Source organism: Cronobacter malonaticus LMG 23826 (genome assembly GCF_001277215.2).
Classification (GTDB): domain Bacteria; phylum Pseudomonadota; class Gammaproteobacteria; order Enterobacterales; family Enterobacteriaceae; genus Cronobacter; species Cronobacter malonaticus.
Map to the genome: position 1 here is coordinate 2,628,229 of NZ_CP013940.1, position 25,036 is coordinate 2,653,264.

Annotated in this window: 21 protein-coding genes; 14 read left to right on the forward strand and 7 right to left on the reverse strand. The window is 58.5% G+C overall.

Annotated elements, in window-relative coordinates:
- Positions 1–8 precede the first annotated feature (8 nt).
- From cydD to infA, 4 genes are all read left to right on the forward strand, one after another.
- On the forward strand, positions 9–1,775 hold the full coding sequence (gene cydD, locus AFK66_RS12400) for a heme ABC transporter permease/ATP-binding protein CydD (protein WP_032982959.1): 1,767 nt from the start codon (positions 9–11) through the stop codon (positions 1,773–1,775).
- Positions 1,776–3,509 carry a heme ABC transporter ATP-binding protein/permease CydC gene (gene cydC, locus AFK66_RS12405; RefSeq protein WP_007782483.1) on the forward strand — a complete coding sequence of 578 codons (1,734 nt, stop codon included), beginning with the start codon at positions 1,776–1,778 and terminating at the stop codon, positions 3,507–3,509. It abuts the gene before it with no gap.
- A 37-nt stretch (positions 3,510–3,546) separates the two neighbouring features.
- Complete coding sequence (aat, locus tag AFK66_RS12410; RefSeq protein WP_007782480.1) at positions 3,547–4,251, forward strand: leucyl/phenylalanyl-tRNA--protein transferase; 705 nt, start codon at positions 3,547–3,549, stop codon at positions 4,249–4,251.
- 275 nt (positions 4,252–4,526) lie between these two features.
- On the forward strand, positions 4,527–4,745 hold the full coding sequence (infA, locus tag AFK66_RS12415) for a translation initiation factor IF-1 (RefSeq protein ID WP_001040187.1): 219 nt from the start codon (positions 4,527–4,529) through the stop codon (positions 4,743–4,745).
- Positions 4,746–4,911: 166 nt separating this feature from the next.
- Here the strand turns inward: infA and clpA are convergent, their stop codons facing one another.
- Together clpA and clpS are read right to left on the reverse strand one after the other, a co-directional pair.
- Positions 4,912–7,185, reverse strand: a complete 2,274-nt coding sequence (clpA, locus tag AFK66_RS12420) for an ATP-dependent Clp protease ATP-binding subunit ClpA (protein ID WP_004387935.1) — start codon at positions 7,183–7,185, stop codon at positions 4,912–4,914.
- 28 nt (positions 7,186–7,213) lie between these two features.
- Positions 7,214–7,534 (reverse strand): ATP-dependent Clp protease adapter ClpS, encoded by a 321-nt coding sequence (gene clpS, locus AFK66_RS12425; RefSeq protein ID WP_004387936.1) that lies wholly within the window; start codon positions 7,532–7,534, stop codon positions 7,214–7,216.
- Positions 7,535–7,859: 325 nt separating this feature from the next.
- On the opposite strand from clpS, the gene cspD reads away from it, so the two are divergent.
- Positions 7,860–8,090 (forward strand): cold shock-like protein CspD, encoded by a 231-nt coding sequence (gene cspD / locus AFK66_RS12430; RefSeq protein ID WP_007782474.1) that lies wholly within the window; start codon positions 7,860–7,862, stop codon positions 8,088–8,090.
- Between the two features lie 64 nt (positions 8,091–8,154).
- Here cspD and macB read toward each other — a convergent pair whose 3' ends face one another.
- Both macB and macA read right to left on the reverse strand, forming a co-directional pair.
- A complete protein-coding gene (gene macB, locus AFK66_RS12435) occupies positions 8,155–10,098 on the reverse strand; it encodes a macrolide ABC transporter ATP-binding protein/permease MacB (protein WP_023899061.1) in 1,944 nt (647 codons plus the stop codon).
- Complete coding sequence (gene macA / locus AFK66_RS12440) at positions 10,095–11,210, reverse strand: macrolide transporter subunit MacA (protein WP_007782468.1); 1,116 nt, start codon at positions 11,208–11,210, stop codon at positions 10,095–10,097. Before macA ends, macB begins: the two co-directional genes overlap by 4 nt.
- 160 nt (positions 11,211–11,370) lie before the next feature.
- On the opposite strand from macA, the gene AFK66_RS12445 reads away from it, so the two are divergent.
- The gene (locus tag AFK66_RS12445; protein WP_023899062.1) at positions 11,371–12,324 is read left to right on the forward strand and encodes a VirK/YbjX family protein; all 954 of its coding nucleotides are present in this window, start codon (positions 11,371–11,373) and stop codon (positions 12,322–12,324) included.
- Positions 12,325–12,426: 102 nt separating this feature from the next.
- On the opposite strand, the gene AFK66_RS12450 is transcribed toward AFK66_RS12445, so the two are convergent.
- On the reverse strand, positions 12,427–14,085 hold the full coding sequence (locus tag AFK66_RS12450) for an ATP-dependent nuclease (RefSeq protein ID WP_023899063.1): 1,659 nt from the start codon (positions 14,083–14,085) through the stop codon (positions 12,427–12,429).
- A gap of 273 nt (positions 14,086–14,358) precedes the next feature.
- Between AFK66_RS12450 and AFK66_RS12455 the strand changes: the two genes are divergently transcribed.
- The 6 genes from AFK66_RS12455 to AFK66_RS12480 all read left to right on the forward strand — a co-directional run bounded on the left by AFK66_RS12455 (position 14,359) and on the right by AFK66_RS12480 (position 22,233).
- On the forward strand, positions 14,359–15,258 hold the full coding sequence (locus AFK66_RS12455) for a LysO family transporter (protein WP_007782462.1): 900 nt from the start codon (positions 14,359–14,361) through the stop codon (positions 15,256–15,258).
- A gap of 140 nt (positions 15,259–15,398) precedes the next feature.
- A complete protein-coding gene (gene hcp / locus AFK66_RS12460) occupies positions 15,399–17,051 on the forward strand; it encodes a hydroxylamine reductase (RefSeq protein WP_007782458.1) in 1,653 nt (550 codons plus the stop codon).
- Positions 17,052–17,061: 10 nt separating this feature from the next.
- Positions 17,062–18,030 (forward strand): NADH oxidoreductase, encoded by a 969-nt coding sequence (hcr, locus tag AFK66_RS12465; protein WP_007782457.1) that lies wholly within the window; start codon positions 17,062–17,064, stop codon positions 18,028–18,030.
- Between the two features lie 296 nt (positions 18,031–18,326).
- Positions 18,327–20,045: a ubiquinone-dependent pyruvate dehydrogenase gene (gene poxB, locus AFK66_RS12470; RefSeq protein ID WP_007782455.1), complete on the forward strand. Its 1,719-nt coding sequence runs from the start codon at positions 18,327–18,329 to the stop codon at positions 20,043–20,045.
- A gap of 34 nt (positions 20,046–20,079) precedes the next feature.
- Entirely contained in the window at positions 20,080–21,087 is a 1,008-nt protein-coding gene (ltaE, locus tag AFK66_RS12475) for a low-specificity L-threonine aldolase (protein WP_007782452.1), read from the forward strand.
- 129 nt (positions 21,088–21,216) lie between these two features.
- On the forward strand, positions 21,217–22,233 hold the full coding sequence (locus tag AFK66_RS12480) for an NAD-dependent epimerase/dehydratase family protein (RefSeq protein ID WP_007782450.1): 1,017 nt from the start codon (positions 21,217–21,219) through the stop codon (positions 22,231–22,233).
- A 63-nt stretch (positions 22,234–22,296) separates the two neighbouring features.
- On the opposite strand, the gene AFK66_RS12485 is transcribed toward AFK66_RS12480, so the two are convergent.
- Both AFK66_RS12485 and AFK66_RS12490 read right to left on the reverse strand, forming a co-directional pair.
- Positions 22,297–23,127, reverse strand: coding sequence for an N-acetylmuramoyl-L-alanine amidase (locus AFK66_RS12485; protein ID WP_023899068.1), 831 nt, complete (start codon positions 23,125–23,127; stop codon positions 22,297–22,299).
- Entirely contained in the window at positions 23,124–23,447 is a 324-nt protein-coding gene (locus AFK66_RS12490) for a heavy metal-binding domain-containing protein (RefSeq protein WP_004386731.1), read from the reverse strand. Before AFK66_RS12490 ends, AFK66_RS12485 begins: the two co-directional genes overlap by 4 nt.
- Positions 23,448–23,575: 128 nt before the next feature.
- Between AFK66_RS12490 and AFK66_RS12495 the strand changes: the two genes are divergently transcribed.
- Together AFK66_RS12495 and artP are read left to right on the forward strand one after the other, a co-directional pair.
- The gene (locus tag AFK66_RS12495) at positions 23,576–24,103 is read left to right on the forward strand and encodes a lipoprotein (protein ID WP_007792235.1); all 528 of its coding nucleotides are present in this window, start codon (positions 23,576–23,578) and stop codon (positions 24,101–24,103) included.
- Positions 24,104–24,304: 201 nt separating this feature from the next.
- Positions 24,305–25,033 carry an arginine ABC transporter ATP-binding protein ArtP gene (artP, locus tag AFK66_RS12500; RefSeq protein WP_004388042.1) on the forward strand — a complete coding sequence of 243 codons (729 nt, stop codon included), beginning with the start codon at positions 24,305–24,307 and terminating at the stop codon, positions 25,031–25,033.
- The last annotated feature ends 3 nt before the right edge of the window (positions 25,034–25,036 follow it).

The window sequence follows — 25,036 nt, forward strand, 5'->3', positions numbered from 1 at the left end:
TGCATGCAATGAATAAAACCCGTCAACAAGAACTGACCCGCTGGCTTAAACAGCAAAGCGTTATCTCCCGCCGCTGGCTCAGCCTGTCGCGCCTTCTGGGCGTGGTGAGCGGTTTGCTTATCGTCGCGCAGGCGTGGCTGCTGGCCGATCTCCTTAACGATTTGATAATCAAAGGCATCCCGCGTGAGGCGCTGCTGCTGCCGTTTGTATTGTTGATTCTGGTCTTCGTGTTGCGGGCTTGGGTGGTGTGGCTGCGCGAAAAAGTCGGGTTTCACGCCGGGCAACATATCCGCGCCCGTATTCGTCAGCAGGTGATGAACCGCCTGCAGGAGGCCGGGCCGGCCTGGATTCAAGGGAAACCCGCCGGTAGCTGGGCGACGCTTATCCTTGAGCAGATTGACGATATGCACGATTTCTACGCCCGCTACCTGCCGCAAATGGCGCTGGCGGCGAGCGTGCCGCTGCTGATTGTGCTCGCTATTTTCCCTTATAACTGGGTGGCAGCGCTGATCCTGCTTGGCACCGCGCCGCTAATTCCGCTGTTTATGGCGATGGTCGGCATGGGCGCTGCCGACGCTAATCGCCGTAACTTCCAGGCGCTGGCGCGTCTTAGCGGCAACTTCCTTGACCGCCTGCGCGGTATGGAGACCCTGCGTCTTTTCAACCGCGGCGCAGCGGAAACGCACAATATTCAGGCCGCCTCGCAGGATTTTCGCCAGCGAACGATGGAAGTATTGCGCCTCGCGTTCCTCTCCTCCGGCGTGCTGGAGTTTTTCACCTCGCTTTCCATTGCGCTGGTGGCGGTCTATTTCGGCTTCTCTTATCTGGGTGAGCTGAATTTCGGCCATTACGGCACCGGCGTGACGTTGTTCGCCGGTTTCCTGGCGCTGATTCTGGCACCGGAATTTTTCCAGCCGCTACGCGATCTCGGCACCTTTTACCATGCCAAAGCGCAGGCTGTCGGTGCGGCGGATAGCCTGAAAACATTCCTTGAAGCCCCGATTCAGCATGCCGAGAAAGGCACGCTGGAACTTCCTGGCTGCGAGCCGATTTCGCTTGAGGCGCAGGGCCTGACCGTTCTTTCTCCGCAAGGGAAACGTCTCGCCGGACCGCTGAATTTCACGCTGCCTGCGGGCAAACGCGTGGCGGTGGTGGGGCAAAGCGGCGCGGGAAAAAGCTCGCTTTTAAACCTGCTGGCCGGTTTTTTGCCGTATGAAGGCTCGCTGCGCGTTAACGGTGTTGAACTGCGCGAGCTGGAGCCTGAGAACTGGCGGCGTCAGTTAAGCTGGGTGGGGCAAAACCCGCAGCTGCCTGCGGGGACGCTTAAGGATAACGTCTTACTGACCGATCCCGAGGCGAGCGACGCGCAGCTTCAGGCGGCGCTGGATAAAGCCTGGGTGAGCGAATTCTTACCGCTGCTGGCGCAGGGCGTTGACACGCCGATTGGCGATCAGTCCTCCGGCCTCTCTGTAGGCCAGGCGCAGCGCGTGGCGGTTGCCCGCGCGCTGTTAACGCCGTGCCGTTTGTTGCTGCTGGATGAGCCTTCCGCAAGCCTTGATGCCGGTAGCGAGCGCCGCGTAATGCAGGCGCTGGAGGCCGCGTCGCTGGCGCAGACCACATTGATGGTCACGCACCAGATTGATGACATCGCCGCCTGGGATGAAGTCTGGGTGATGCGCGACGGGCGTATCGTGGAGCGCGGCGACGTCGCCGCGCTTAGCGAGGCCGACGGTTATTTCGCGGCGCTGCTGGCGCACCGTCAGGAGGAGATTTAAATGCGCGCGTTACTTCCCTATCTGGCGCTCTACAAACGCCACAAATGGCTGCTGTCGCTCGGCGTCGTGCTGGCTATCGTGACGCTGCTCGCCAGCATCGGCCTGCTGACGCTCTCCGGCTGGTTCCTCTCCGCCTCTGCGGTCGTTGGCATGGCTGGCCTGTACAGCTTTAACTATATGCTGCCAGCGGCTGGCGTGCGCGGTGCCGCGATTATCCGTACCGCCGGGCGTTACTTTGAGCGTCTGGTGAGCCATGAAGGCACGTTCCGCGTGCTGGAGCACTTACGCGTTTATACCTTCAGCCGCCTGCTGCCGCTTTCTCCCTCCGGGCTGGCGCGCTTTCGTCAGGGCGAATTGCTTAACCGCCTTGTGGCGGATGTCGATACGCTGGATCACCTCTATCTGCGCGTGATTTCACCGCTTATCGGCGCGCTTGCGGTTATCGCGGTGGTGACGCTTGGCTTAAGCCTGCTGGATGTCACGCTGGCGCTGACGCTTGGCGGGATCATGCTGGCGACTCTGCTGCTGCTCCCTCCCCTCTTCTATCGCGCCGGTCTTCCGGTCGGCGAAGCGCTGACAATGCTTCGCGCCAGCTATCGTCAGCAACTGACCAGCTGGTTGCAGGGCCAGGCGGAACTGTCGATTTTCGGCGCAGCCGGGCGTTATCGCGAACAGCTTGATACGACCGAACAAATCTGGCATGAGGCGCAGCGCCGCCAGGCCGGGCTGACAGCGCTTTCGCAGGCGATGATGACGCTGATTAGCGGCATGACGGTGGTGCTGGTCCTCTGGATGGCCGCAGGCGGCGTTGGCGGCAACAGCGCGCCGGGTTCGCTCATCGCGCTGTTTGTCTTCTGCGCGCTGGCTGCCTTTGAAGCGCTCGCGCCGGTCGGCGGTGCGTTCCAGCATCTTGGACAGGTTATCGCCTCCGCGCGTCGCGTGAGTGAAGTCATTGACCAGCCTTCGGATATCACTTTTGCTGAGCAGGGCAATGATGCGCCGCGCGAGGCTTCGCTGTCGCTGCGTAACGTGAGCTTCAGTTACCCGGGCCAGCCGCAGCCTGCGCTGCACGATATTACGCTTGACGTAATACCAGGCGAGCATATCGCTATCCTCGGGCGCACCGGCTGTGGTAAATCGACGCTGTTGCAGCTTATCACCCGCGCCTGGGACCCGACTTCCGGCGACGTGATGCTTGATGGCGTCTCTCTCACTCGTTATCGCGAAGACGCGCTGCGCGCCACCATGAGCGTCGTGTCGCAGCGCGTGCATCTCTTCAGCGCCACGCTTCGCGACAACCTCCTCCTCGCCGCGCCGCAGGCCGATGACGCCGCGCTCGGTGCAGTACTCGCCCGCGTGGGGCTTGAAAAACTGCTGGACGATGAAGGGCTTAACGCCTGGCTTGGCGAAGGCGGACGCCAGCTCTCCGGCGGCGAGCTGCGCCGTCTCGGCATCGCCCGCGCGCTGCTGCACGACGCGCCGATGCTTTTACTGGATGAGCCGACGGAAGGACTTGATGCCGAAACCGAGCGTCAGATACTCGCTCTGGTAAAAGAAGTCGCCGCGCAGAAAACGCTGCTGATGGTAACCCATCGTCTGCAAGGGCTGACGGCGTTCGATCGCATCATTGTCATGGACAACGGGCAGATTACTGAGCAAGGTAGTCACAAGGAATTACTGGCGCAGCAGGGACGTTATTATCAGTTTCGCGCGCGTTCAGTACACTATCATTGATTGATATTTGACACTGTTGTCAGGGAGCGCCGTTGTGATGCGTCTGGTGCAGCTTTCTCGTCATTCGATTGCTTTTCCCTCGCCTGAAGGGGCGTTACGTGAACCTAACGGCTTACTGGCATTAGGCGGGGATCTCAGCCCCGCTCGCCTGATGATGGCTTACCAGCAGGGCATTTTCCCGTGGTTTTCACCAGGTGATCCGATTTTATGGTGGTCCCCGGATCCGCGCGCGGTGATCTGGCCTGAGCGACTACACATCAGCCGCAGCATGAAGCGCTTTCACCGCCGCTCGCCCTATCGCGTAACGCTGAATCACGCATTTAACGCCGTGATCCAGGGCTGCGCCAGCGACCGTGACGACGGCACGTGGATAACTAACGATGTGGTGATTGCCTGGCAGCGCCTGCATGAACTTGGGCATGCGCACTCTGTTGAAGTCTGGCTGGACGATACGCTCGTGGGCGGCATGTATGGCGTGGCGCAGGGCGCGCTTTTTTGCGGCGAATCGATGTTCAGCCGCCGTGAGAACGCCTCGAAAACCGCGCTGGTGGTGTTTTGCGACTACTTTGTTGCGCAGGGTGGCCGGCTGATTGATTGTCAGGTGCTTAACCCGCACACTGCGTCGCTGGGCGCGGTCGAGATCCCGCGCCGTGATTATTTACAACGCCTGGCGGAGCTTCGCCCGTTGCCGCTCGAAAAACGCTGCTGGGTGCCGCAAACTCTTTTTACGCCCGCAGGATAGCAGAATGTTTTCGGCACATTTTTTGTCAGAGTGTTATACTTACGCACGCAGAAAATGACTGCCATTACCCTGCCGCCGTTTTGGGACCCTCCGTTAACGCAACGCTTTGGATCTCACGCTCCCCGTTACGCTTGCGCTGCCCGCGCGGTTTTGTCGTGGGAGCGGGAAGGCGCAGCGGTACAACGGGCATTTCGCCCACAAAACTTTACTTAATGGGTGAACTTGGGCATTATCTTGCCGGTTCAAACTATGGTAGTGATACCCCAGAGGATTAGATGGCCAAAGAAGACAATATTGAAATGCAGGGTACCGTTCTTGAAACGTTACCTAACACTATGTTCCGCGTAGAACTGGAAAACGGTCACGTGGTAACTGCCCATATCTCCGGTAAAATGCGCAAAAACTACATCCGCATTCTGACGGGCGACAAAGTGACTGTTGAGCTGACCCCGTACGACCTGAGCAAAGGCCGCATTGTCTTCCGTAGTCGCTAAGTTTGTACAGGCTTCTTAAGCGAAGCCAGGCCGCGCCGCCGTGTGCCGCGCCAGCCTGAAAAAAAGCGCCCTTTCGAGGCGCTTTTTTTATGAGTGTTTTTCCTGAACAGACGATAAAAAAACGCCGGATATCGCTATCCGGCGTTGTGTTTTATACGCGTATCGCTTAGTGCGCGGCTTCAGGCTTATGCTTCTGCGCGCTCTGGAAGCTGTACGTCAGCTTATCGCCTTCTTTATCCAGCGCGACGGAGACCTGGCCACCATCCACCAGCGAACCAAAGAGCAGCTCGTTGGCCAGCGGTTTTTTCAGGTTGTCCTGAATCACGCGGGTCATCGGGCGTGCGCCCATCGCACGGTCGTAGCCTTTCTCCGCCAGCCAGTCACGCGCTTCCTGGCTAACTTCCAGGGAGACACCTTTCTGGTCAAGCTGCGCCTGCAGTTCGACGATGAACTTGTCGACAACCTGATGAATCACCTCGGTAGAGAGATGGTTGAACCAGATAATGTTGTCGAGACGGTTGCGGAATTCCGGCGTAAAGATCTTTTTGATCTCTTCCATCGCGTCAGTGCTGTTGTCCTGACGGATAAGCCCAATCGATTTACGCTCGGTTTCACGCACGCCGGCATTGGTAGTCATCACCAGAATCACGTTGCGGAAATCTGCTTTACGCCCGTTGTTATCGGTCAGCGTACCGTTATCCATCACCTGCAGCAGCAGGTTGAAGACATCCGGGTGCGCTTTTTCGATTTCATCAAGCAGCAGTACCGCATGCGGATGTTTAATGACCGCGTCGGTCAGCAGACCGCCCTGATCGAACCCAACATACCCTGGAGGCGCGCCAATCAGGCGGCTCACAGTGTGACGTTCCATATACTCGGACATATCGAAGCGCAGCAGTTCAATGCCCAGCGCTTTGGACAACTGCACCGTCACCTCGGTTTTCCCGACGCCGGTCGGGCCTGCGAAGAGGAAAGAGCCCACCGGTTTACGGTCATGCCCCAGCCCCGCGCGGCTCATTTTGATGGCTTCGGTTAAGGCCTCAATGGCTTTATCCTGACCAAACACCAGCATTTTCAGGCGATCGCCCAGATTTTTCAGCGTATCGCGATCGCTTTGCGACACACTTTTCTCCGGGATACGCGCGATGCGGGCCACCACGGTTTCGATATCCGCCACATTGACGGTTTTCTTACGCTTGCTGACCGGCATCAGACGCGCACGCGCGCCCGCTTCGTCGATAACGTCGATGGCTTTGTCCGGCAGATGGCGATCATTAATGTATTTAACCGCCAGCTCCACCGCCGCGCGTACCGCTTTCGCAGTGTAACGGACGTCGTGGTGCGCTTCATATTTCGGCTTCAGGCCGTTAATGATCTGTACGGTTTCCTCAACGCTCGGCTCGGTGATATCGATTTTCTGGAAACGACGCGCCAGCGCGCGGTCTTTTTCGAAAATATTGCTGAACTCCTGATAAGTCGTGGAGCCCATCACCCGGATTTTGCCGCTGGAGAGCAGCGGTTTAATCAGGTTAGCCGCATCGACCTGGCCGCCGGAGGCCGCGCCCGCGCCGATGATCGTATGGATTTCATCGATAAACAGGATGCTGTTGTTATCCTGCTCAAGCTGTTTAAGCAGCGCCTTGAAGCGTTTTTCAAAATCGCCGCGGTATTTAGTACCCGCCAGCAGCGAGCCGATATCCAGCGCGTAGATAGTGCAGTCGGCCATCACTTCCGGCACGTCGCCCTGTACGATACGCCAGGCGAGCCCTTCAGCGATCGCGGTTTTTCCGACGCCCGATTCACCCACCAGCAGCGGGTTGTTTTTCCGGCGACGGCAGAGCACCTGAATCGCGCGCTCCAGCTCTTTGTCACGGCCAATCAGCGGATCGATGCCGCCAACGCGGGCAAGCTGATTGAGATTGGTGGTGAAGTTTTCCATACGCTCCTCCCCGCCTGCCTGCTCTTCGTTGACCGGATTGTCATTGCCCGGCGCCTGGCCTGGCTCGTCTTTACGGGTACCATGGGAGATGAAATTCACCACATCGAGGCGACTGACTTCATGTTTACGCAACAGATAAGCCGCCTGAGACTCCTGTTCGCTGAAGATAGCCACTAAGACATTGGCGCCAGTCACTTCGCTACGGCCGGAGGACTGGACGTGGAACACGGCGCGCTGCAACACGCGCTGGAAGCTGAGCGTCGGCTGAGTGTCGCGCTCCTCTTCGCTCGCGGGCAGTACGGGTGTGGTTTGTTCAATGAAGGCTTCGAGTTCCTGACGCAGCGCCACCAGATCCACGGAGCAGGCTTCAAGCGCCTCCCGTGCCGATGGGTTACTGAGCAGAGCCAGTAACAGATGCTCGACGGTCATAAACTCATGTCGGTGCTCGCGCGCTCTGGCGAAAGCCATGTTTAAACTGAGTTCCAGTTCCTGGTTGAGCATAGGGCACCCCCTCAATAGTTTGCCTTAATCAGGCTTTTTCCAGCGTACACAACAACGGATGGTCGTTCTCCCTCGCATATTTGTTCACCAGCGCCACTTTGGTTTCCGCCACTTCCGCGGTGAAAACGCCACAGATGGCTTTCCCCTGATAGTGAACCGTGAGCATCAGTTGCGTTGCACGTTCTACATCATAAGAAAAGAACTTTTGTAGCACGTCAATAACAAATTCCATCGGCGTGTAATCGTCGTTCATTAATATAACTTTATACATAGATGGCGGCTTTAGCGCTTCGCGCAGGTCATCTTCCGCCAAATGGTCAAAATCCAGCCAACTTTTGTCTTTACTCATTGCCAGTCGTCATCATGGTTAAACAGTACAGCCAGCGTGTTTTCCGGCGCTCTGGTTGAGTGTAATACGCATCCTGAATCTACCCTAATGTTCAGCACGCAACCAGCTATCGCTGGTATTCGCGAGGTCTGTCACATTAATGAAAATAGCGTTAACTGCTTCAAAATTTTGACTCAATCCCACCTGCCAGACCCTGCTGAACGCTTGACGAAGAGTGCGATTTCTCTAAATTGTACAAGCGTGAGTTGGCGAGGTTTTGAACAGCCCCCCTCACCCACCGGTTCAATCCATCTTACTCAATAAGACTTATGAAGGATGTCGAAGCATGGAGACGGGTACTGTTAAATGGTTCAATAACGCCAAAGGGTTTGGGTTCATTTGCCCTGAAGGCGGCGGCGAAGATATCTTTGCGCACTACTCTACAATCCAGATGGACGGCTACAGAACGCTGAAAGCCGGACAAGTCGTGAGGTTCGATGTGCATCAGGGGCCTAAGGGCAACCATGCCAGCGTCATTGTTCCTCTTGAAGCAGAAGCCACATCCGCAGTTGCGTAACTCTTCTGTTTCATTGTGTACATCCTGCTCCTGAAATGCCAGTCCCGTGGACTGGCATTTTTATTTATTCACGGGCAAGCGCATCCACAGGATTGAGTCTGGCCGCGTTGCGGGCGGGCAGCCAGCCAAACAACACCCCCGTCGCGCTGGAGCACAAAAAGGCCGTCAGCAGCGCCACGGGCGAAAAGCCGATCTCCCAGCCGGGTAAAATCAGCTGTAGTGCAAGCGCGATCAGCAGTGAAAGCCCGATGCCGAGCGCGCCCCCCACCAGGCAAACCAGCACCGCCTCAATCAAAAACTGCTGTAACACATCGCTTTTGCGCGCGCCGACCGCCATACGAATGCCGATTTCCCGGGTGCGCTCGGTCACCGACACCAGCATGATATTCATCACCCCGATGCCCCCCACCACCAGCGAAATCACCGCCACCAGCGTCAGAAACAGTTGAAGAGTACGTGTGGTCTTTTCAGCGGTTTTCAACACGCTGTCCATATTCCAGGTGAAAAAATCTTTTTTTCCGTGGCGCAGCGTCAGGAGACGCGTGAGCTGCTGCTCCGCCTCGCCGCTGTCGTAACCCTCTTTAACCCGCACGGTAATAGAGTTCAGCCACGACTGGCCCATGATCCGCCCCGACATCGTGCTGTAAGGCATCCAAACGCGCAGAATTTTACTACTGCCGAACATCGACTGCTTCTCTCCCGCCACGCCGATGACGGTCGCGGGCATATTGCCGACCAGCACCACTTCACCCACCACGTTCGCCTTATTCGGGAAAAGCTGGCGGCGCGCGTTGCTGTCGATAACCACCACCTGCGCGCGGCCGCGCAGTTGCTCGTCGTTAAAAGTATTACCCTCGCTGAAGGTCATACCGTAGACGTTAAAATATTGCCCGCTCACGCCGTTAGCGCTGGCGGCGACATCCACATTGCCATAGCGCAGGCGCAGGTTCTGCGACACCGTCGGCGTGGCAGAACTCACCCACGGCTGGCGCTGTATCGCCTGCAGGTCGTCATACTGCAACGCCTGCTGGTATTGCGGATCGTCATCGCCAAAATCTTTACCCGGATAGACATCAATCGTGTTCGTACCGATAGAGCGAATATCCTCCAGCACCATCTGCTTGGCGGCGTCACCGACCACCACAATAGAGACCACCGATGCGATACCGATAATTATCCCGAGCATCGTCAGCAGCGTGCGCATCTTGTTGGCGGCCATCGCAAGCCAGGCCATCGTCAGCGCCTCACGGAAACTGTTGATAAACTGCCCGAAAGCCGGGGCGTCCTGCGGTTGCGCTGGCAGCCCTCCAGCATCGCGTTTCCCGACCGGCGGCGGATTGCTGATTATCTCCCCGTCCCGAATTTCGATGATGCGTTCCGCCTGTGCGGCGACATCAGGATCGTGAGTCACGATAATCACCGTATGCCCGCGATCGCGAAGCTGTTTTAAGGTCGCGATCACCTCTTCGCCGGAGTGGCTGTCGAGCGCGCCGGTCGGTTCGTCGGCCAGGATCACCTGCCCGCCGTTCATTAGTGCGCGGGCGATACTCACGCGCTGCTGCTGCCCGCCGGAAAGCTGCGAGGGCTGATAATCGACACGCGCTTCAAGACCAAGCCGCGCCAGTAATTCACGCGCCCGCGCCTGACGCGCGGCACGCCCGGTGCCGGCATAAATGGCGGGAACTTCGACATTCTGCGCGGCGGTCAGGTGTGAAAGCAGATGGTAGCGCTGAAAGATAAAACCGAAATGCTCACGCCGCAGGCGGGCAAGCGCGTCATCACTGAGCGTCGCCACATCCACATCCGCGACCTTATAACTGCCGCTGCTGGGCTTATCGAGACAGCCGAGAATATTCATCAGCGTCGATTTACCGGAGCCGGACGCGCCAACAATCGCCACCATTTCACCGGCATTAATTGTCAGCGTGACGCCTTTTAGCACTTCGACATCCGTTTCGCCCGACGGATAGCTACGACGAATATCGCGCAGCTCAAGCAGCGCCGTCATTGCTCATCGCCCCCGTTCGCGCGGCCAATTACCACTTCATCGCCCTCTTCGAGCCCCTTGACCACTTCTACCTGCGTGTCGTTACGCGCGCCAATAGTCACTTCGCGCTCGCGCGTTTCGCCGTTACGCAGCAGCGTGACGTTATAGCGGTTATCGCCAACCGGCTCGCCGAGCGCCGCCAGCGGAATGGTCAGCACATCGTCGACGCCGCCGAGCTGAATATGCACCTGCGCGGTCATATCGAGGCGCAGCACGCCCTGCGGGTTCGGCACCTCAAAACGCGCATAATAAAAAATGGCGTCGTTGATTTTCTCGGGGGTGGGAAGAATATCTTTCAGCCGCCCTTCGTAGCGGGTCAGCGGGTCGCCAAGCACCGTAAACCAGGCTTTCAGCCCCGGCTTGAGATGAATCACGTCGGCTTCAGAGACCTGCGCTTTTACCAGCATCGTGCTGAGATCGGCAAGCGTCAGAATATTAGGTGCCTGCTGCGCGGCAATGACCGTCTGGCCCTGCAGCGTGGTTATCTGCGTGACTTCACCGGCAATCGGCGCGGTGATTCGGGTATAATCGAGATTCGTTTTGGCGGTGCTCAGCGAGGCCTGGTTGCGCTTGATTTGCGCGTCTATCGTGCCAAGCTGCGCCTCTTTAACGGCAAGCTCGGTAGCAGCCGTATCAAGATCCTGACGCGACACTGCCTGCGTGCGGGCAAGCTGCTGCTGGCGGGAGAGCGTAACGCGGGCGAGTTTCATCTCCGCCTCAGCCTGGCGGCGCTGGGCACGTAACTCCATCAGCGTCGCTTCCACTTCTTTGATCTGGTTTTCAGCCTGTTCAGGATCGATTACCCCGAGCAGCTGATCTTTTTTGACTTTATCGCCGATATTGACCGACAGCGTTTTGAGCTGGCCACTGACCTGCGCGCCGACATCGACTTTACGCAGCGCGTCGAGCTTGCCGGTCGCAAGCACGCTCTGTTGCAAATCTCCTTTACGCACCAGCATGGTCTGATAACGGGGCAGCGGCGCATTCAGCATCTTCCAGAGCCAGACTGCACCGATGACGATAACCAGAGCCAGCGCCACATAGCGCTTCTTGATTCTTCCCTTAAGCTTCATATCTTTCCTGAGGTTTCGGACGAGTAAACAGAGTTTGCTCTCCTATTCTAAACGCAATCTCAACCAAACCCTATGCAGCCCGCAAATAAACTACAGCGTTGATATTGCGTTGAGTGATAGTTTGTTTCCATAACCCAAGACTTCACTACGAGACCGGGTTGTGTCCGCACTTGCCGAAATTTCTATCCAGCCGCCAGCCCACAACGCCTGGCAACTCTTTCGTCTGCTCGCGACAGGCCAAAAAATGCCGGGCCTTGCCTGGCAGAACCCGGCCTATCGCCGAAAATTTATGCTGCGCTCGCTGGCAACGCCCTTCGACACCCGACGCTGGCTTTCAGTACTCGCCCGTCAGCCGATGCTCGACACCTTGCTGCATGCCCAGCCGGGCCTGCCGTGCCGTCTTCACAGGCCGTGGCTGTCAGTCAATGTGTCACGTAAAGCGGCACTGGCCGCGCTGGAATACCATTACCAGCATATCGCGCATCTTTTACCCGATGCGCTGATGCAGGCGCATCTGACGCGCCAGGGGGCCACGCTTGCCACGCTTACCCGCAAAAATGACGCGCAGTATCGCCTTGACCTTGCCGCCGTCGCGGAGCTGGATAAAGAAGGCGAAACGACGGTGATTTTCCGCGATGCCGCAGGCGTTGTGCTTGCTGAAATGACATTCACCCTCTGCGAGGTTGACGGTCAGCGTACGCTGTTTATCGGCGGCTTACAGGGTGCCAAAGCCTGGGTTGAGCACGATCAGATCCAACTGGCAACCAAGGCCTGTCATGGTCTGTTTCCTAAACGCCTGCTGCTGGAAGCGGTATGTCTGCTGGCAAAGCGTTTTGCCGCAAGCCAGATAGTCGCCGTCAGCAACGAGACGCATATCTACCGTAGCTGGCGCTATGCGAAGAAGAAAAAAGACAAGCTGCATGCCGATTATGACAGCTTCTGGGAGTCGCTCGGCGGCTATAAAGACGTGCAGAGGATTTACCACATGCCTTTGCAGCTCGCCCGTAAGTCGCTCGACGAGATCGCCAGTAAAAAACGTGCGGAGTATCGTCGCCGTTATGAGTTGCTGGATAGCATGGCCGCGCAAATCGACGCATGGTTTGACGAAAGGTAATCTTCGGGCTGGCGGGTGCACGCCCTACAATTTTACCCGTCACTCTAACTGGCGGGTGCGCTTTGCTTACCCGCCCTACCTGGTGTACCCGTTGCTAAAAAGCTAATCTGCGCGTCCGCGGGCGAGCCACAGCACGCGCGAGAACATTTTGCGCAGCAGCGGCGGCACCGCGTCCATACCGCGGCGGGCGGCTTCCATCGCCACCTCAATCGCCAGATCGGGTTTCGACGAGCGGTGAATCGCTTTAACAATGACCCGCCGCATATTCATATGCACCGTTTCCGGTAGTTGCGCGACGCGGTAAAACACGGCGTCAAACCCTTCGCGATACATAAAATGTTCCATGTCCGGCGCGGGAAGCTCGGTCAGATGCTGGCGCACCTGTTCGCTATCATTATTCACGATGCTTTTTACCGTCGCCGCATATTTGCGCCCGGCGTCGTCACCATCCACCAGCACATGCCATTCAATACCCATCCGGCGGGCAAATTTAATCAGCGGTTTTAAGCCCGACTGGGCGAACTCAATGACTTTGATGCCTTCAGCCTCAAAATGATAACCACACTGGCGCGCCAGCTCGTTCATCATCCAGACTTCAGTCTCCCCTTCCACCAGCAGCCAGCAGCGCGCGAACAGTGCCGATGGCCGGTTAAAGCGGATATGAAACGCGATGCGGCGGCTGTCTTCGGCGTTCATGCCGCCTGGCCCCAGCCGCCACGCCGCCACCTTGCCCGACGCGCGCACCAGCCGACAGACATGCTCAACCGGGGTCATCGACAGCAGCTCGCCGGAGTTGGTGGTGGTCAGTTTTTGCAGCGGCAGCAGGTTCAGCAACTGCCAGGCCACAGAGAGCATAATGGGGTGCAGTCGTGTTTCGGGGTCTTCCACCAGCAGCAGCGGCCGGGCGTATTTATCAAGCCGCATGTTGCCTTTGGCCTGCAACAGCGTGGCGAACAGCCCCAGCAGAATAACCCGGTAGGCGCGCCCGCCGGGCTTATCAATCATGCGGTTGATGATATCGAGATAGCGCCAGCTGCGCTGTTCATCGTGCGAATGGCGACGCATCAGACGGTAGCGCGGGCCAGGCGCGCCCTGCTCGGAAAAATAGTGCTCCAGCAGCTGCACCATCGCCGACAGCCCCTGACGAATCTGTTCATCCGTCAGGTTTTGCGGGCGGGAAACCAGTTCGCGCGTCAGAAATTCCAGCTCGCGCGCGGTCACTTCCATCTGCGGCGTATGGGTGATGGCGCTGTCGTGCAGACGGCGCATAAAGCGGGCGTCGCGCAACCGCAGCACCGGGTTTAAGCGGATGAGCTGACGCACCTGCGCGTCAATATCCTCCAGCACAAGCGGTTCGCCCTCGGCGTTAAGAAAACTGCGCAGCGTCAGTACGCTGTTATCGTCATTCAGCTCGCCCTCCAGCCGGTAGAAAATCCGCTGAAAGCCATCGCTGCCAGGCGTCATTATTGCGCGCAAGCCGCGAAAACGACGGCGCTGAAAATCCCCCGCCTCCGTCTCGCGAAAAATCAAAATGACATGCAGATGACGTTCGCGCCCGTGAATATCCCCCGGCGGAAACCAGAAATCACTGCGCGTAAAGGAGTAGAGCGTCTCGCCAGGGTTTAGCAGCAGCGTGAGCGCATCTAACAGGCTTGATTTCCCCCACGCGTTTTCGCCAATCAGCACATTATTATGTTCAAGCGTTAACGATAAGCGGTTAATTCCGCGAAACCCGGCAATTTCCACGCGCTCAAGAAACATCTCTCCTCCGGCTGCATTTGCATAGCTGCGTGTCGGCAGTATAGCTATTCAATCAGAGCCTTAACAGAGAAAGGCGGAACGGAATCGTCGCGTTGCGAGGCGTCTCGAAATAATAAAAGCGTGATGGCAAAGCGAATAATAAATGACTTTTATCATGTGCTAAGGCAATGAAATAACGCTAATAACTGCAGCTTTACTCGCCTGGGTGAATTCTGTAGGGTGTGACGGCACGCTTATTTCCGCTCATTCCGTTATTCAGGGATCGCACGCCTCATGTTTTCAGGATTGTTAATTATCTTAGTACCGCTTATTCTCGGCTACCTTATTCCCCTGCGCAAAGCAGGCGCGCTGCGGCTTATCAATCAGCTGTTAAGCTGGCTTGTGTACATTATTCTGTTCTTTATGGGCATTAGCCTCGCCTTTCTCGATAATCTTTCGGCGAATCTGCTCGCTATTCTGCACTATTCTGCCGTTAGCATTACGGTCATCATGCTGTGTAATATCGCAGCTCTCCTGTGGCTTGAACGCGCCATTCCGTGGCGTCACCAGCACCGCCAGGAAAAGCTGCCGTCGCGCCTCGCGATGGCGCTGGAATCCCTTAAATTGTGCGGCGTGGTGGTGCTTGGTTTCCTGTTAGGGCTGACCGGCCTTGCGTTTCTTAAACACGCCACCGAAGCCAGCGAGTACTCCTTAATTTTTCTGCTGTTCCTGATTGGTATTCAGCTTCGCAACAACGGCATGACGCTAAAACAGATTGTGCTGAACCGCCGCGGCATGATGGTCGCGGTAGTGGTGCTTTGTAGCTCGCTTATCGCAGGTGCCGTGAATGCGCTGCTGCTTGATTTACCGCTGCGCGCAGGACTTGCGATGGCCTCCGGTTTTGGCTGGTATTCGCTCTCCGGCATTCTGATGACGGAATCCTTCGGTCCGGTGATTGGCAGCGCCGCGTTCTTTAACGATCTGGGCCGCGAGCTTATCGCGATTATGCTGATCCCGGGCCTGGTGCGCCGCAGCCGCTCTACCGCGCTCGGTATCTGCGGGGCGACGTCGATGGATTTCACGCTGCCGGTGCTGCAACGCAGCGGCGGTCTGGAACTGGTGCCTGCGGCTATCGTGCACGGGTTTATTCTGAGCCTGCTGGTGCCGTTGCTGATGGCGTTTTTCGCCGCCTGATACCCCGTTGGCGGTAGGCTCCTGCCGCCAAAATTGCGTTAAATCAATCTCTCTTCAGGTTCCTGAAAAATCGCTTTTCACCCTGCGCGCCGAAGCCTAACCTTAAACATGCATATTAAATATAACTTTAAGGTGTCATCATGTTTTGCGTGCAATGTGAACAAACGATTCGTACTCCGGCAGGTAACGGCTGCGCGTATGCGCAAGGGATGTGCGGGAAAACCGCTGAAACCTCTGACCTACAGGATCTGCTGATTGCGGCTTTGCAGGGGCTTTCCGCCTGGGCGGTGAAAGCACGCGAGCTTGGCATTATCGATCACCAGGTAGACAGCTTCGCGCCCCGCGCGTTCTTCTCTACCCTCACCAACGTTAACTTCGATTCACCGCGCATCGTGGGTTACGCCCGCGAGGCCATCGCCCTGCGCGAGGCGCTGAAAACCCAATGCCAGGCCGTTGATGAAAGCGCGCAGGTGGATAACCCGATGGCGTCGCTGACGCTGGCAAGCGATGATTTGGGCCATTTACAGCGTCAGGCCGCCGCGTTCGCGCCAAATATCGATAAAGCCGTGATTGGCGAAAATATTCTTGGCCTGCGCCTGCTGTGCCTCTACGGCCTGAAAGGCGCGGCGGCTTATATGGAGCACGCGCATGTGCTCGGGCAGTACGACAACGCCATTTATGGTCAGTATCACAGGATCATGGCGTGGCTCGGCACCTGGCCTGCGGACATGAACGCGCTGCTGGAATGCGCGATGGAAATCGGCCAGATGAACTTCAACGTCATGCGTATCCTGGACGCGGGCGAAACCAGCAAATATGGCCACCCGACGCCGACGCAGGTCAACGTCAAAGCCGTGGCGGGCAAATGCATCCTGATTTCCGGCCACGATCTGAGAGATCTTTATAACCTGCTGGAACAGACGGAAGGCACCGGCGTGAATGTTTACACCCACGGCGAAATGCTGCCTGCGCACGGCTACCCGGAGCTGCGTAAATTTAAGCATCTTGTCGGCAACTACGGCAGCGGCTGGCAGAACCAGCAGGTTGAATTCGCCCGCTTCCCAGGCCCCATTGTGATGACCTCCAACTGCATTATCGACCCGACCGTCGGCAGTTATGACGATCGCATCTGGACCCGCAGCATCGTCGGCTGGCCGGGCGTGAGCCACCTTGAAGGCGACGACTTCGGGCCGGTGATAGCCCAGGCGCAGCAGATGGCGGGCTTCCCGTATAGCGAAATCGAACACCTCATCACCGTTGGCTTCGGCCGTCAGACGCTGCTTGGCGCTGCCGACACGCTGATCGATCTGGTAAGCCGCGAAAAACTGCGCCACATCTTCCTGGTCGGTGGCTGCGACGGCGCGCGCGGTGAACGCAGTTATTTCACCGATTTTGCCACTCAGGTACCGCAGGACTGCCTTATCCTGACGCTCGCCTGCGGCAAATACCGCTTCAACAAGCTCGATTTCGGCGCGATCGAAGGGTTGCCGCGCCTGGTGGACGCTGGCCAGTGTAACGATGCCTACTCCGCCATTATTCTCGCCGTGACGCTTGCTGAAAAACTGGGCTGCGGCGTCAATGACCTGCCGCTGTCGCTGGTGCTGTCATGGTTTGAACAAAAAGCGATTGTGATCCTGCTGACACTGCTGTCGCTCGGCGTGACCAATATCGTCACCGGCCCGACCGCGCCAGGTTTCCTGACGCCGGATCTGCTGGCGGTGCTGAATGAGAAATTTGGTCTGCGCCAGGTGACCACCGTTGAGCAGGATATGCGCGCGCTGTTAGGCGCGTAAGGAGGAAAGAATGACAATGCCGACCCCACAATGTCCGTGGCGGATGCAGGTCCACCATATCCGGCAGGAGACGCCGGATGTCTGGACGCTCTCGCTGCTGTGCCACGATTTCTACCCGTATCAGGCCGGGCAGTATGCGCTGGTAAGCATTCGCAACAGCGCCGACACCCTGCGCGCGTATACGATTTCTTCAACGCCCGGCGTGAGCCCGTTGATTACGCTGACGGTGCGCCGCATCGACAATGGCGAGGGCTCCGGCTGGCTGACGCGCGAGGTTAAACGCGGCGATTATCTGTGGCTGTCTGACGCGCAGGGCGATTTTACCTGCGCCGACAAAACCGACGATCGCTTCCTGCTGCTGGCGGGCGGCTGCGGCGTAACGCCGATCATGTCGATGCGCCGCTGGCTTGCGGCATATCGCCCGCAGGCGGATGTTCAGGTGATTTATAACGTGCGGACGCCCCAGGATGTGATTTTCGCCGACGAGTGGCGCGATTACCCGGTGACGCTGGTGGCGGAAAGCGGCGACGCGCCGGGCTTTATTCACGGGCGCCTGACCCGCGAGATGCTGATGGCGGTGCCGGATCTCACCCGCCGTACCGTGATGGTATGCGGCCCGGCGCCGTATATGGATTTCGTGGAGCAGGAAGTGAAAGCGCTCGGCGTGACGCGCTTTTATAAAGAGCAGTTTTTCACGCCGGTGGCCGAGGCCGCGACCAGCGGGATTAAGTTTACGACGCTTACGCCCGCCCGTGAGTTTTACGGCGCGGTCGGCACCACGCTGCTGGCAGCGCTTGAAAGCAATCATGTGCCGGTGAATGCCGCGTGCCGCGCAGGCGTGTGCGGCTGCTGTAAAACCCGCGTGCTGTCTGGCGAGTACAGCGTGACAAGCACCATGACGCTGACGGAGCAGGAGATTGCCGACGGCTACGTGCTGGCGTGTTCGTGCCATCCGGCAGGCGATTTGGTTCTGGCGTGATGTGATTTTGGCGTGGTGGGTTTGTGATGTGTAATGGCGGGTGCGCGTTGCTTACCCGCCCTACGTAAAATCCCCCGAATGCCCCCCGTAGGGTGGGTAAGCGCAGCGCACCCACCATGCCTGCAAAACCAACCCAACGCCCCCGTAGGGTGGGTAAGCGAAGCGCACCCACCATGTCCATAACACCAACCCACCATGCCCGCAAAATCAACCCAACTCACGGCTACGTCCCTTCCTGCCTGCGATTTTGAACTACGCTTGTAACCGTTATCACTACTTTTCACTAAGGAGGGAGCATGAAACAGACCGTCGCGTCATATATCGCCAAAACCCTGGAGCAGGCTGGCGTAAAGCGCATCTGGGGCGTAACGGGTGATTCGCTCAATGGCCTCAGCGACAGCTTAAACCGCATGGGCACTATCGAGTGGATGTCCACCCGCCATGAAGAGGTCGCGGCGTTCGCGGCAGGCGCGGAAGCGCAACTGACCGGCGAGCTGGCGGTCTGCGCGGGCTCCTGCGGGCCTGGCAACCTGCACCTCATCAACGGCCTGTTTGACTGCCACCGCAACAACGTGCCGGTACTGGCCATCGCCGCGCATATTCCCTCCAGCGAAATCGGCAGCGGCTATTTCCAGGAGACGCACCCGCAGGAACTGTTTCGCGAATGCAGCCACTATTGCGAGCTGGTCTCAAGCCCGGAGCAGATCCCGCAGGTGCTGGCCATCGCGCTGCGTAAAGCGGTGCTGGAGCGCGGCGTCTCGGTGATTGTCCTGCCCGGCGACGTGGCGCTGAAACCCGCGCCGGAAGAGGCCAGCCCCGGCTGGTATCACGCCCCGCAGCCCGTTATCGTGCCGCCGCATGACGAACTGAAAAAGCTCGCCCAGCTACTGCGCTATTCCGATAACATCGCGCTGATGTGCGGCAGCGGCTGCGCGGGCGCGCATCAGGAGCTGCTGGAATTCGCCCGCACGCTGAAAGCGCCCATCGTCCACGCCCTGCGCGGCAAAGAGCATGTCGAGTACGATAACCCGTATGATGTGGGCATGACCGGGCTTATCGGCTTCTCGTCCGGCTATCACACCATGATGAACGCCGATACGCTGATCCTCCTCGGCACCCGCTTCCCCTACCGCGCGTTCTACCCGACACACGCCAAAATCATTCAGATTGATATCAACCCTGGCAGCATTGGCGCGCACAGCAAAGTGGACATGGCGCTGGTGGGCGATGTGAAAGCGACGCTTGCCGCCCTTCTGCCGCTGCTGGAAGAGAAAACCAACCGACACTTTCTGGATAAAGCGCTTGAAGATTACCGCGACGCCCGCAAAGGACTGGATGACCTGGCGCAGCCGAGCGAAAAAGCGCTGCATCCGCAATATCTGGCCCGCCAGATCAGCCATTTCGCCGCGCCGGACGCCATTTTCACCTGCGATGTCGGCACGCCGACGGTATGGGCCGCACGCTATCTGGAGATGAACGGCCAACGCCGTCTGCTCGGTTCGTTTAACCACGGCTCGATGGCGAACGCCATGCCGCAGGCGATAGGCGCTCAGGCGAGCGCGCCGGGGCGTCAGGTAGTGGCGATGTGCGGCGACGGCGGCTTCAGTATGTTGATGGGCGATCTGCTTTCGCTGGTGCAACTGAAGCTGCCGGTGAAAGTTATCGTCTTTAATAACAGCGTGCTGGGCTTTGTGGCGATGGAGATGAAAGCGGGCGGCTATCTGACCGATGGCACCGACCTGCACGACACCAACTATGCGCGCATCGCGGAAGCGTGCGGCATTCCGGGCATTCGCGTTGAGAAAGCGAGCGAACTGGACGATGCCCTTTCGCGCGCCTTCAGCACCGACGGCCCGGTGGTGGTGGATGTCACTGTCGCCAAAGAAGAGCTGGCGATGCCGCCGCAAATCAAGATGGAGCAGGCCAAAGGCTTCAGCCTCTATATGCTGCGCGCCATCATTAATGGCCGTGGGGATGAGGTTATCGATCTGGCGAAAACCAACTGGTTCCGGTAAAAGAGACTTTTCTATTCACTGAAAAGGATATGCCGTGATCGATTTACGCAGCGATACCGTCACGCGCCCGGGCAAAGCAATGCTGGAGCGCATGATGGCGGCCCCCACCGGGGATGATGTTTATGGCGACGACCCGACAGTCAACGCGCTTCAGGACTATGCCGCGCGTTTAAGCGGTAAAGAGGCGGCGTTGTTTCTGCCGACAGGCACCCAGGCCAACCTGGTGGCGCTGCTGAGCCATTGCGAACGCGGCGAGGAGTATATTGTCGGCCAGCTCGCGCATAATTATCTGTATGAAGCGGGCGGCGCGGCGGTGCTCGGCAGCATTCAGCCGCAGCCGATTGAGGCGGACGGTGACGGTACGCTGCCGCTGGATAAAGTGGCGGCGAAAATCAAACCCGACGATATTCACTTCGCCCGCACCCGTCTGCTGAGCCTGGAAAATACCCATAACGGCAAAGTGCTGCCGCGCGACTATCTCCAGCAGGCGTGGGATTTCACCCGCGAGCGCGGTCTGGCGCTGCACGTAGATGGCGCGCGCATTTTCAACGCGGTGGTGGCGTATGGCTGCGAGCTGAAAGAGATCGCGCAGTACTGCGACACCTTCACGATTTGCCTCTCTAAAGGGCTTGGCGCGCCGGTGGGCTCGCTGCTGGTCGGCAGCCATGACTATATTCAGCAGGCGAAACGCTGGCGGAAGATGACCGGCGGCGGTATGCGCCAGGCGGGTATTCTCGCCGCAGCCGGGCTCTATGCGCTGGAGCATAACGTCGAGCGACTGCAAGAGGACCACGACAACGCGGCCTGGCTTGCGGCGGCGCTGCGCGACGCGGGCGCAGAGGTGCGCCGTCACGACACCAATATGCTGTTTGTCAGCGTGCCGCAGGCGCAGGTCGCCGCGCTGGGCGCGTTTATGAAATCACGCGATGTGCTGATAAACGCCGCGCCGGTGACGCGTCTGGTGACGCACCTTGATGTCAACCGCGCGCAGCTTGAAACCGTCGTGGCGTACTGGCGGGAATTTTTACAGCAGGCGGCATAACGCCTTTACAGCGCTGCGGCGAGGGGAATATTCAGCTGCGCTAACGCGCATTGTTACGTTGTTCCCATTGCATCAGCGCTGATTTCACGGAAGAATGCGCGGCTAAACGTTACAGCACAGTGGATCGATATGAAGGTACTGGTCACGGGCGCCACCAGCGGTTTAGGCCGAAACGCGGTCGAATATTTACGTCATCAGGGCGTCCAGGTCAGAGCCACCGGGCGCAACGAAGCGATGGGCAGGCTGCTTGAGAAAATGGGCGCGGAGTTTATCCAGGCCGATTTAACCGAGCTGGTCTCGTCGCAGGCGAAAGCGATGCTGGCCGGTATCGATACGCTCTGGCACTGTTCCAGCTTTACCTCTCCCTGGGGCCCGCAGGAGGCGTTCGATCTCGCGAACGTGCGCGCCACCCGCCGTCTTGGCGAGTGGGCCGTCGCCTGGGGCGTGCGCAATTTCGTGCATATCTCCTCGCCCGCGCTCTATTTCGATTACCACCACCATCGCGATATCCGTGAAGATTTCCGCCCGCACCGGCTGGCTAACGCCTTTGCGCGCAGCAAAGCCGCCAGCGAAGAGGTCATTCAGCTGCTGGCGCAGGCCAACCCGCAGACGCGCTTTACCATTCTGCGTCCGCAAAGCCTGTTCGGGCCGCACGATAAAGTCTTTTTCCCGCGGCTGGTGCAGATGATGCGCCACTATGGCAGCGTACTGCTGCCGCGCGGCGGCGAGGCGATGGTCGATATGACCTATCACGAAAACGCGGTGCACGCGATGTGGCTTGCGAGCAGCAGCGCCTGCGACGCCCTGCCGTCAGGCCGCGCCTATAACATCACCAACGGCGAAGCGCGCCCGCTGAAAAGCATCGTGCAGAAGCTGATTGATGAACTGGGGATGTCGTGCCGCATCCGCTCGGTACCCTACCCGATGCTGGATATGATGGCGAGAAGCCTGGAGCGGCTCGGCAAACATTCGCATAAAGAGCCGGCGCTGACGCATTACGGCGTCTCCAAGCTGAATTTCGATTTCACGCTGGATATCAGCCGCGCTGAAAATGAGCTCGGCTATAAGCCGGTGGTATCGCTGGATGAAGGCATTGAGCGCACCGCGTACTGGCTGCGCGACCACGGTACGCTGCACCGCGGGTAACGCCTCTCACGGATAAAAACAACGCCGCATCGTGCGGCGTTTTTTATTTCTGGCTCTGGAATCTTACCCCTGACCATATTTCTCCAGCAGCGCCCTGGCGATGGCCTCGCTTTGCGCGTCCGGCAGGCCGTCGTAGCGCGCGGGGCGAAAGTGCATCTGGAACGCCTGAATCACGCGTTTGCGCTGCGCCTCGCTCATCTGCGGCGTCACTTCATAGCCGTAGCGCGCGAGCAGATCCAGCAGCGTCGCTTCATCCACCGGCGCGTAAGGGTTACGCCCGGCGAGATAAAACGCTACGCGCGATTCATCCGGCCATGCGCCGATGCCCTGCGCCGCCAGCGCCTGCCACGGGAACAGCGGCCCCGGATCGTCTTTGCGCTGCGGCGCGATATCCGCATGCGCCACGACGTTTTGCGGGGCAATCTGGTAGCGCTGAATGATGTCGCGCGCAAGCTTGCTCAGCACAGCTATCTGCGGCGGGCTGAACGGGAAGTACTGCTTCTGACCGTCGATTTTCCGGTAGCCGTAGTTTTCCAGCTCAATGCCCACGGAGGTGTCGTTCAGGCGAGTGGCCCCGCGCCAGAAACTGACGCCCGCATGCCACGCCAGCTCGCGCTCCGGCACCAGCTGCCAGATAACCGGTTTGCCGCCCTTTTGCGGCGGGTTCGCCGAGATCAGATAGTGCGAGCTGACGTGCCGGTCGGTCAGCGTGGCAAGCGAGGTGTCAAAATCATCGGCGGTGTAGTGGATAACCAGCACTTTGATGCGCGGATACGCCGCCTGCGCCGCGCGGCGCGTATCTACTCTATAGTCGCCGCGATCGACAATCCCTTTTTCGCCCGCGCAGCCCGCGAGCAGTGCCGCCAGTAACAGCGGCCAGTAACGCAGCTTCATCGACGGGTTTTCACCGCCGTGCCGGAAACGCTCACCATCAGCATGCTGCCGTCTTTACCGACGGTTTCATAATCGATATCGATCCCGACAACCGCATCGGCGCCCAGCGACGCCGCCTGGTCGCCCAGCTCGCGAAACGCGATTTCACGCGCCTTGCGCAGCTCTTTTTCATACGCGCCCGATCGGCCGCCGACGATATCGCGGATACCCGCGAAGAAATCGCGAAAGATATTCGCGCCGAGGATCGCCTCGCCGGTCACGACGCCGCAATACTCAACAATGACTTGTCCTTCCAGGGTTGGGGTGGTGGAAAACTGCATGGTTCTCTCCTTTTGGCTATCAATGCGTTAGCTGACGATACCAGACGCAATTCGGTCGCGATACGCTATGCTAAAAAAGTCCTGTGACAAGAAACGTAGTCCTGCTTACCGGAATAAGGAAATAAAAAATGCGCCATTCAGTTCTGACTCTGGTTCTTCCGTGCGCCCTGCTGCTGAGCGCCTGTACGACCGTGACGCCCGCCTTTAAGGATATCGGCTCGCGCAGCGGTCCATGTGTGGAAGGCGGCCCTGATACCGTGGCGGAACAGTTCTACCAGCATCGCATCGAACAGCGCAGCCAGGGGCTGACGAACCTGACCTCTCTGCGGCCTTATTTAAGCGATTCGCTCTATCAATTGCTGGATAAATCGAACCGTGAGAACCACGCCGATAACGGCTTCTTACGCACCGATCCGTTCTCCAGCCGCACCGAAACGCCTGACAGCGTACGCGTCGCCAGCGCCTCGCGTATTCCGAACACCGACGCGCGCAATATTCCGCTGCGCATCGAACAGCGCCGCGGCGACACCGTCTGGCTGGATGAAGTGCTGATGGTGCGCGAAGGCCAGTGCTGGACGGTGGACGATGTGCGCTATCTCGGCAGCACCGTACATGCGCCGGCGGGCACGCTGCGCCAGTCGCTGGAGCGTCGTTAAGCGCGCGGGATGGGCGTGCGATAAACCGTCTGGCTTAGCGCCATCTGGCCGACATTTATTCTTGCCCCACCCCCACCCCGCTATATCGTGCTGGTTTTGTACCGTAAATGTGGAGAATATTAAGTTTTAACGCACTAATATTGCATAACTATTCTGCCAACGGTACTATTCGCGGTCTCAATTGCTATTCAACTGCTACGCATGAGTATTCAACTAAACGGCATAAACTGCTTCTACGGCGCGCATCAGGCGCTGTTTGACATCACGCTCAGCTGCCCTGAGGGCGAAACGCTGGTGTTGCTTGGCCCAAGCGGCGCGGGTAAGAGCTCGCTGCTGCGGGTACTCAATTTGCTGGAGATGCCGCGTTCCGGGCAGCTCAGCATTGCGGGCAACCAGTTTGATTTCGCAAAGGCGCCGGGCGACAAAGCCATCCGCGAACTGCGCCGCAACGTCGGCATGGTGTTCCAGCAGTACAATCTGTGGCCGCACCTGACGGTGCTGGATAATCTTATCGAGGCGCCGTGCCGCGTGCTCGGACTCAGCAAAGAGGCCGCGCGCAAGCGTGCCGATAAACTGCTGGAGCGCCTGCGCCTGACGCCGTATGTGGATCGTTATCCGCTGCACCTTTCCGGTGGCCAGCAGCAGCGCGTGGCGATTGCGCGCGCGCTGATGATGGAGCCGCAGGTACTGCTGTTCGACGAACCGACGGCCGCGCTCGACCCTGAAATTACCGCGCAGATAGTCAGCATCATCCGCGAGCTGTCCCAGACCGGGATCACGCAGGTGATTGTGACGCATGAAGTGGAAGTGGCGCGTAAAACCGCCAGCCGGGTGGTCTATATGGAAAATGGACATATTATCGAGCAGGGCGACGCGAGCTGCTTTAGCGCCCCTGCGACCGAGGCGTTTAAAAACTATCTTTCCCACTGAAGA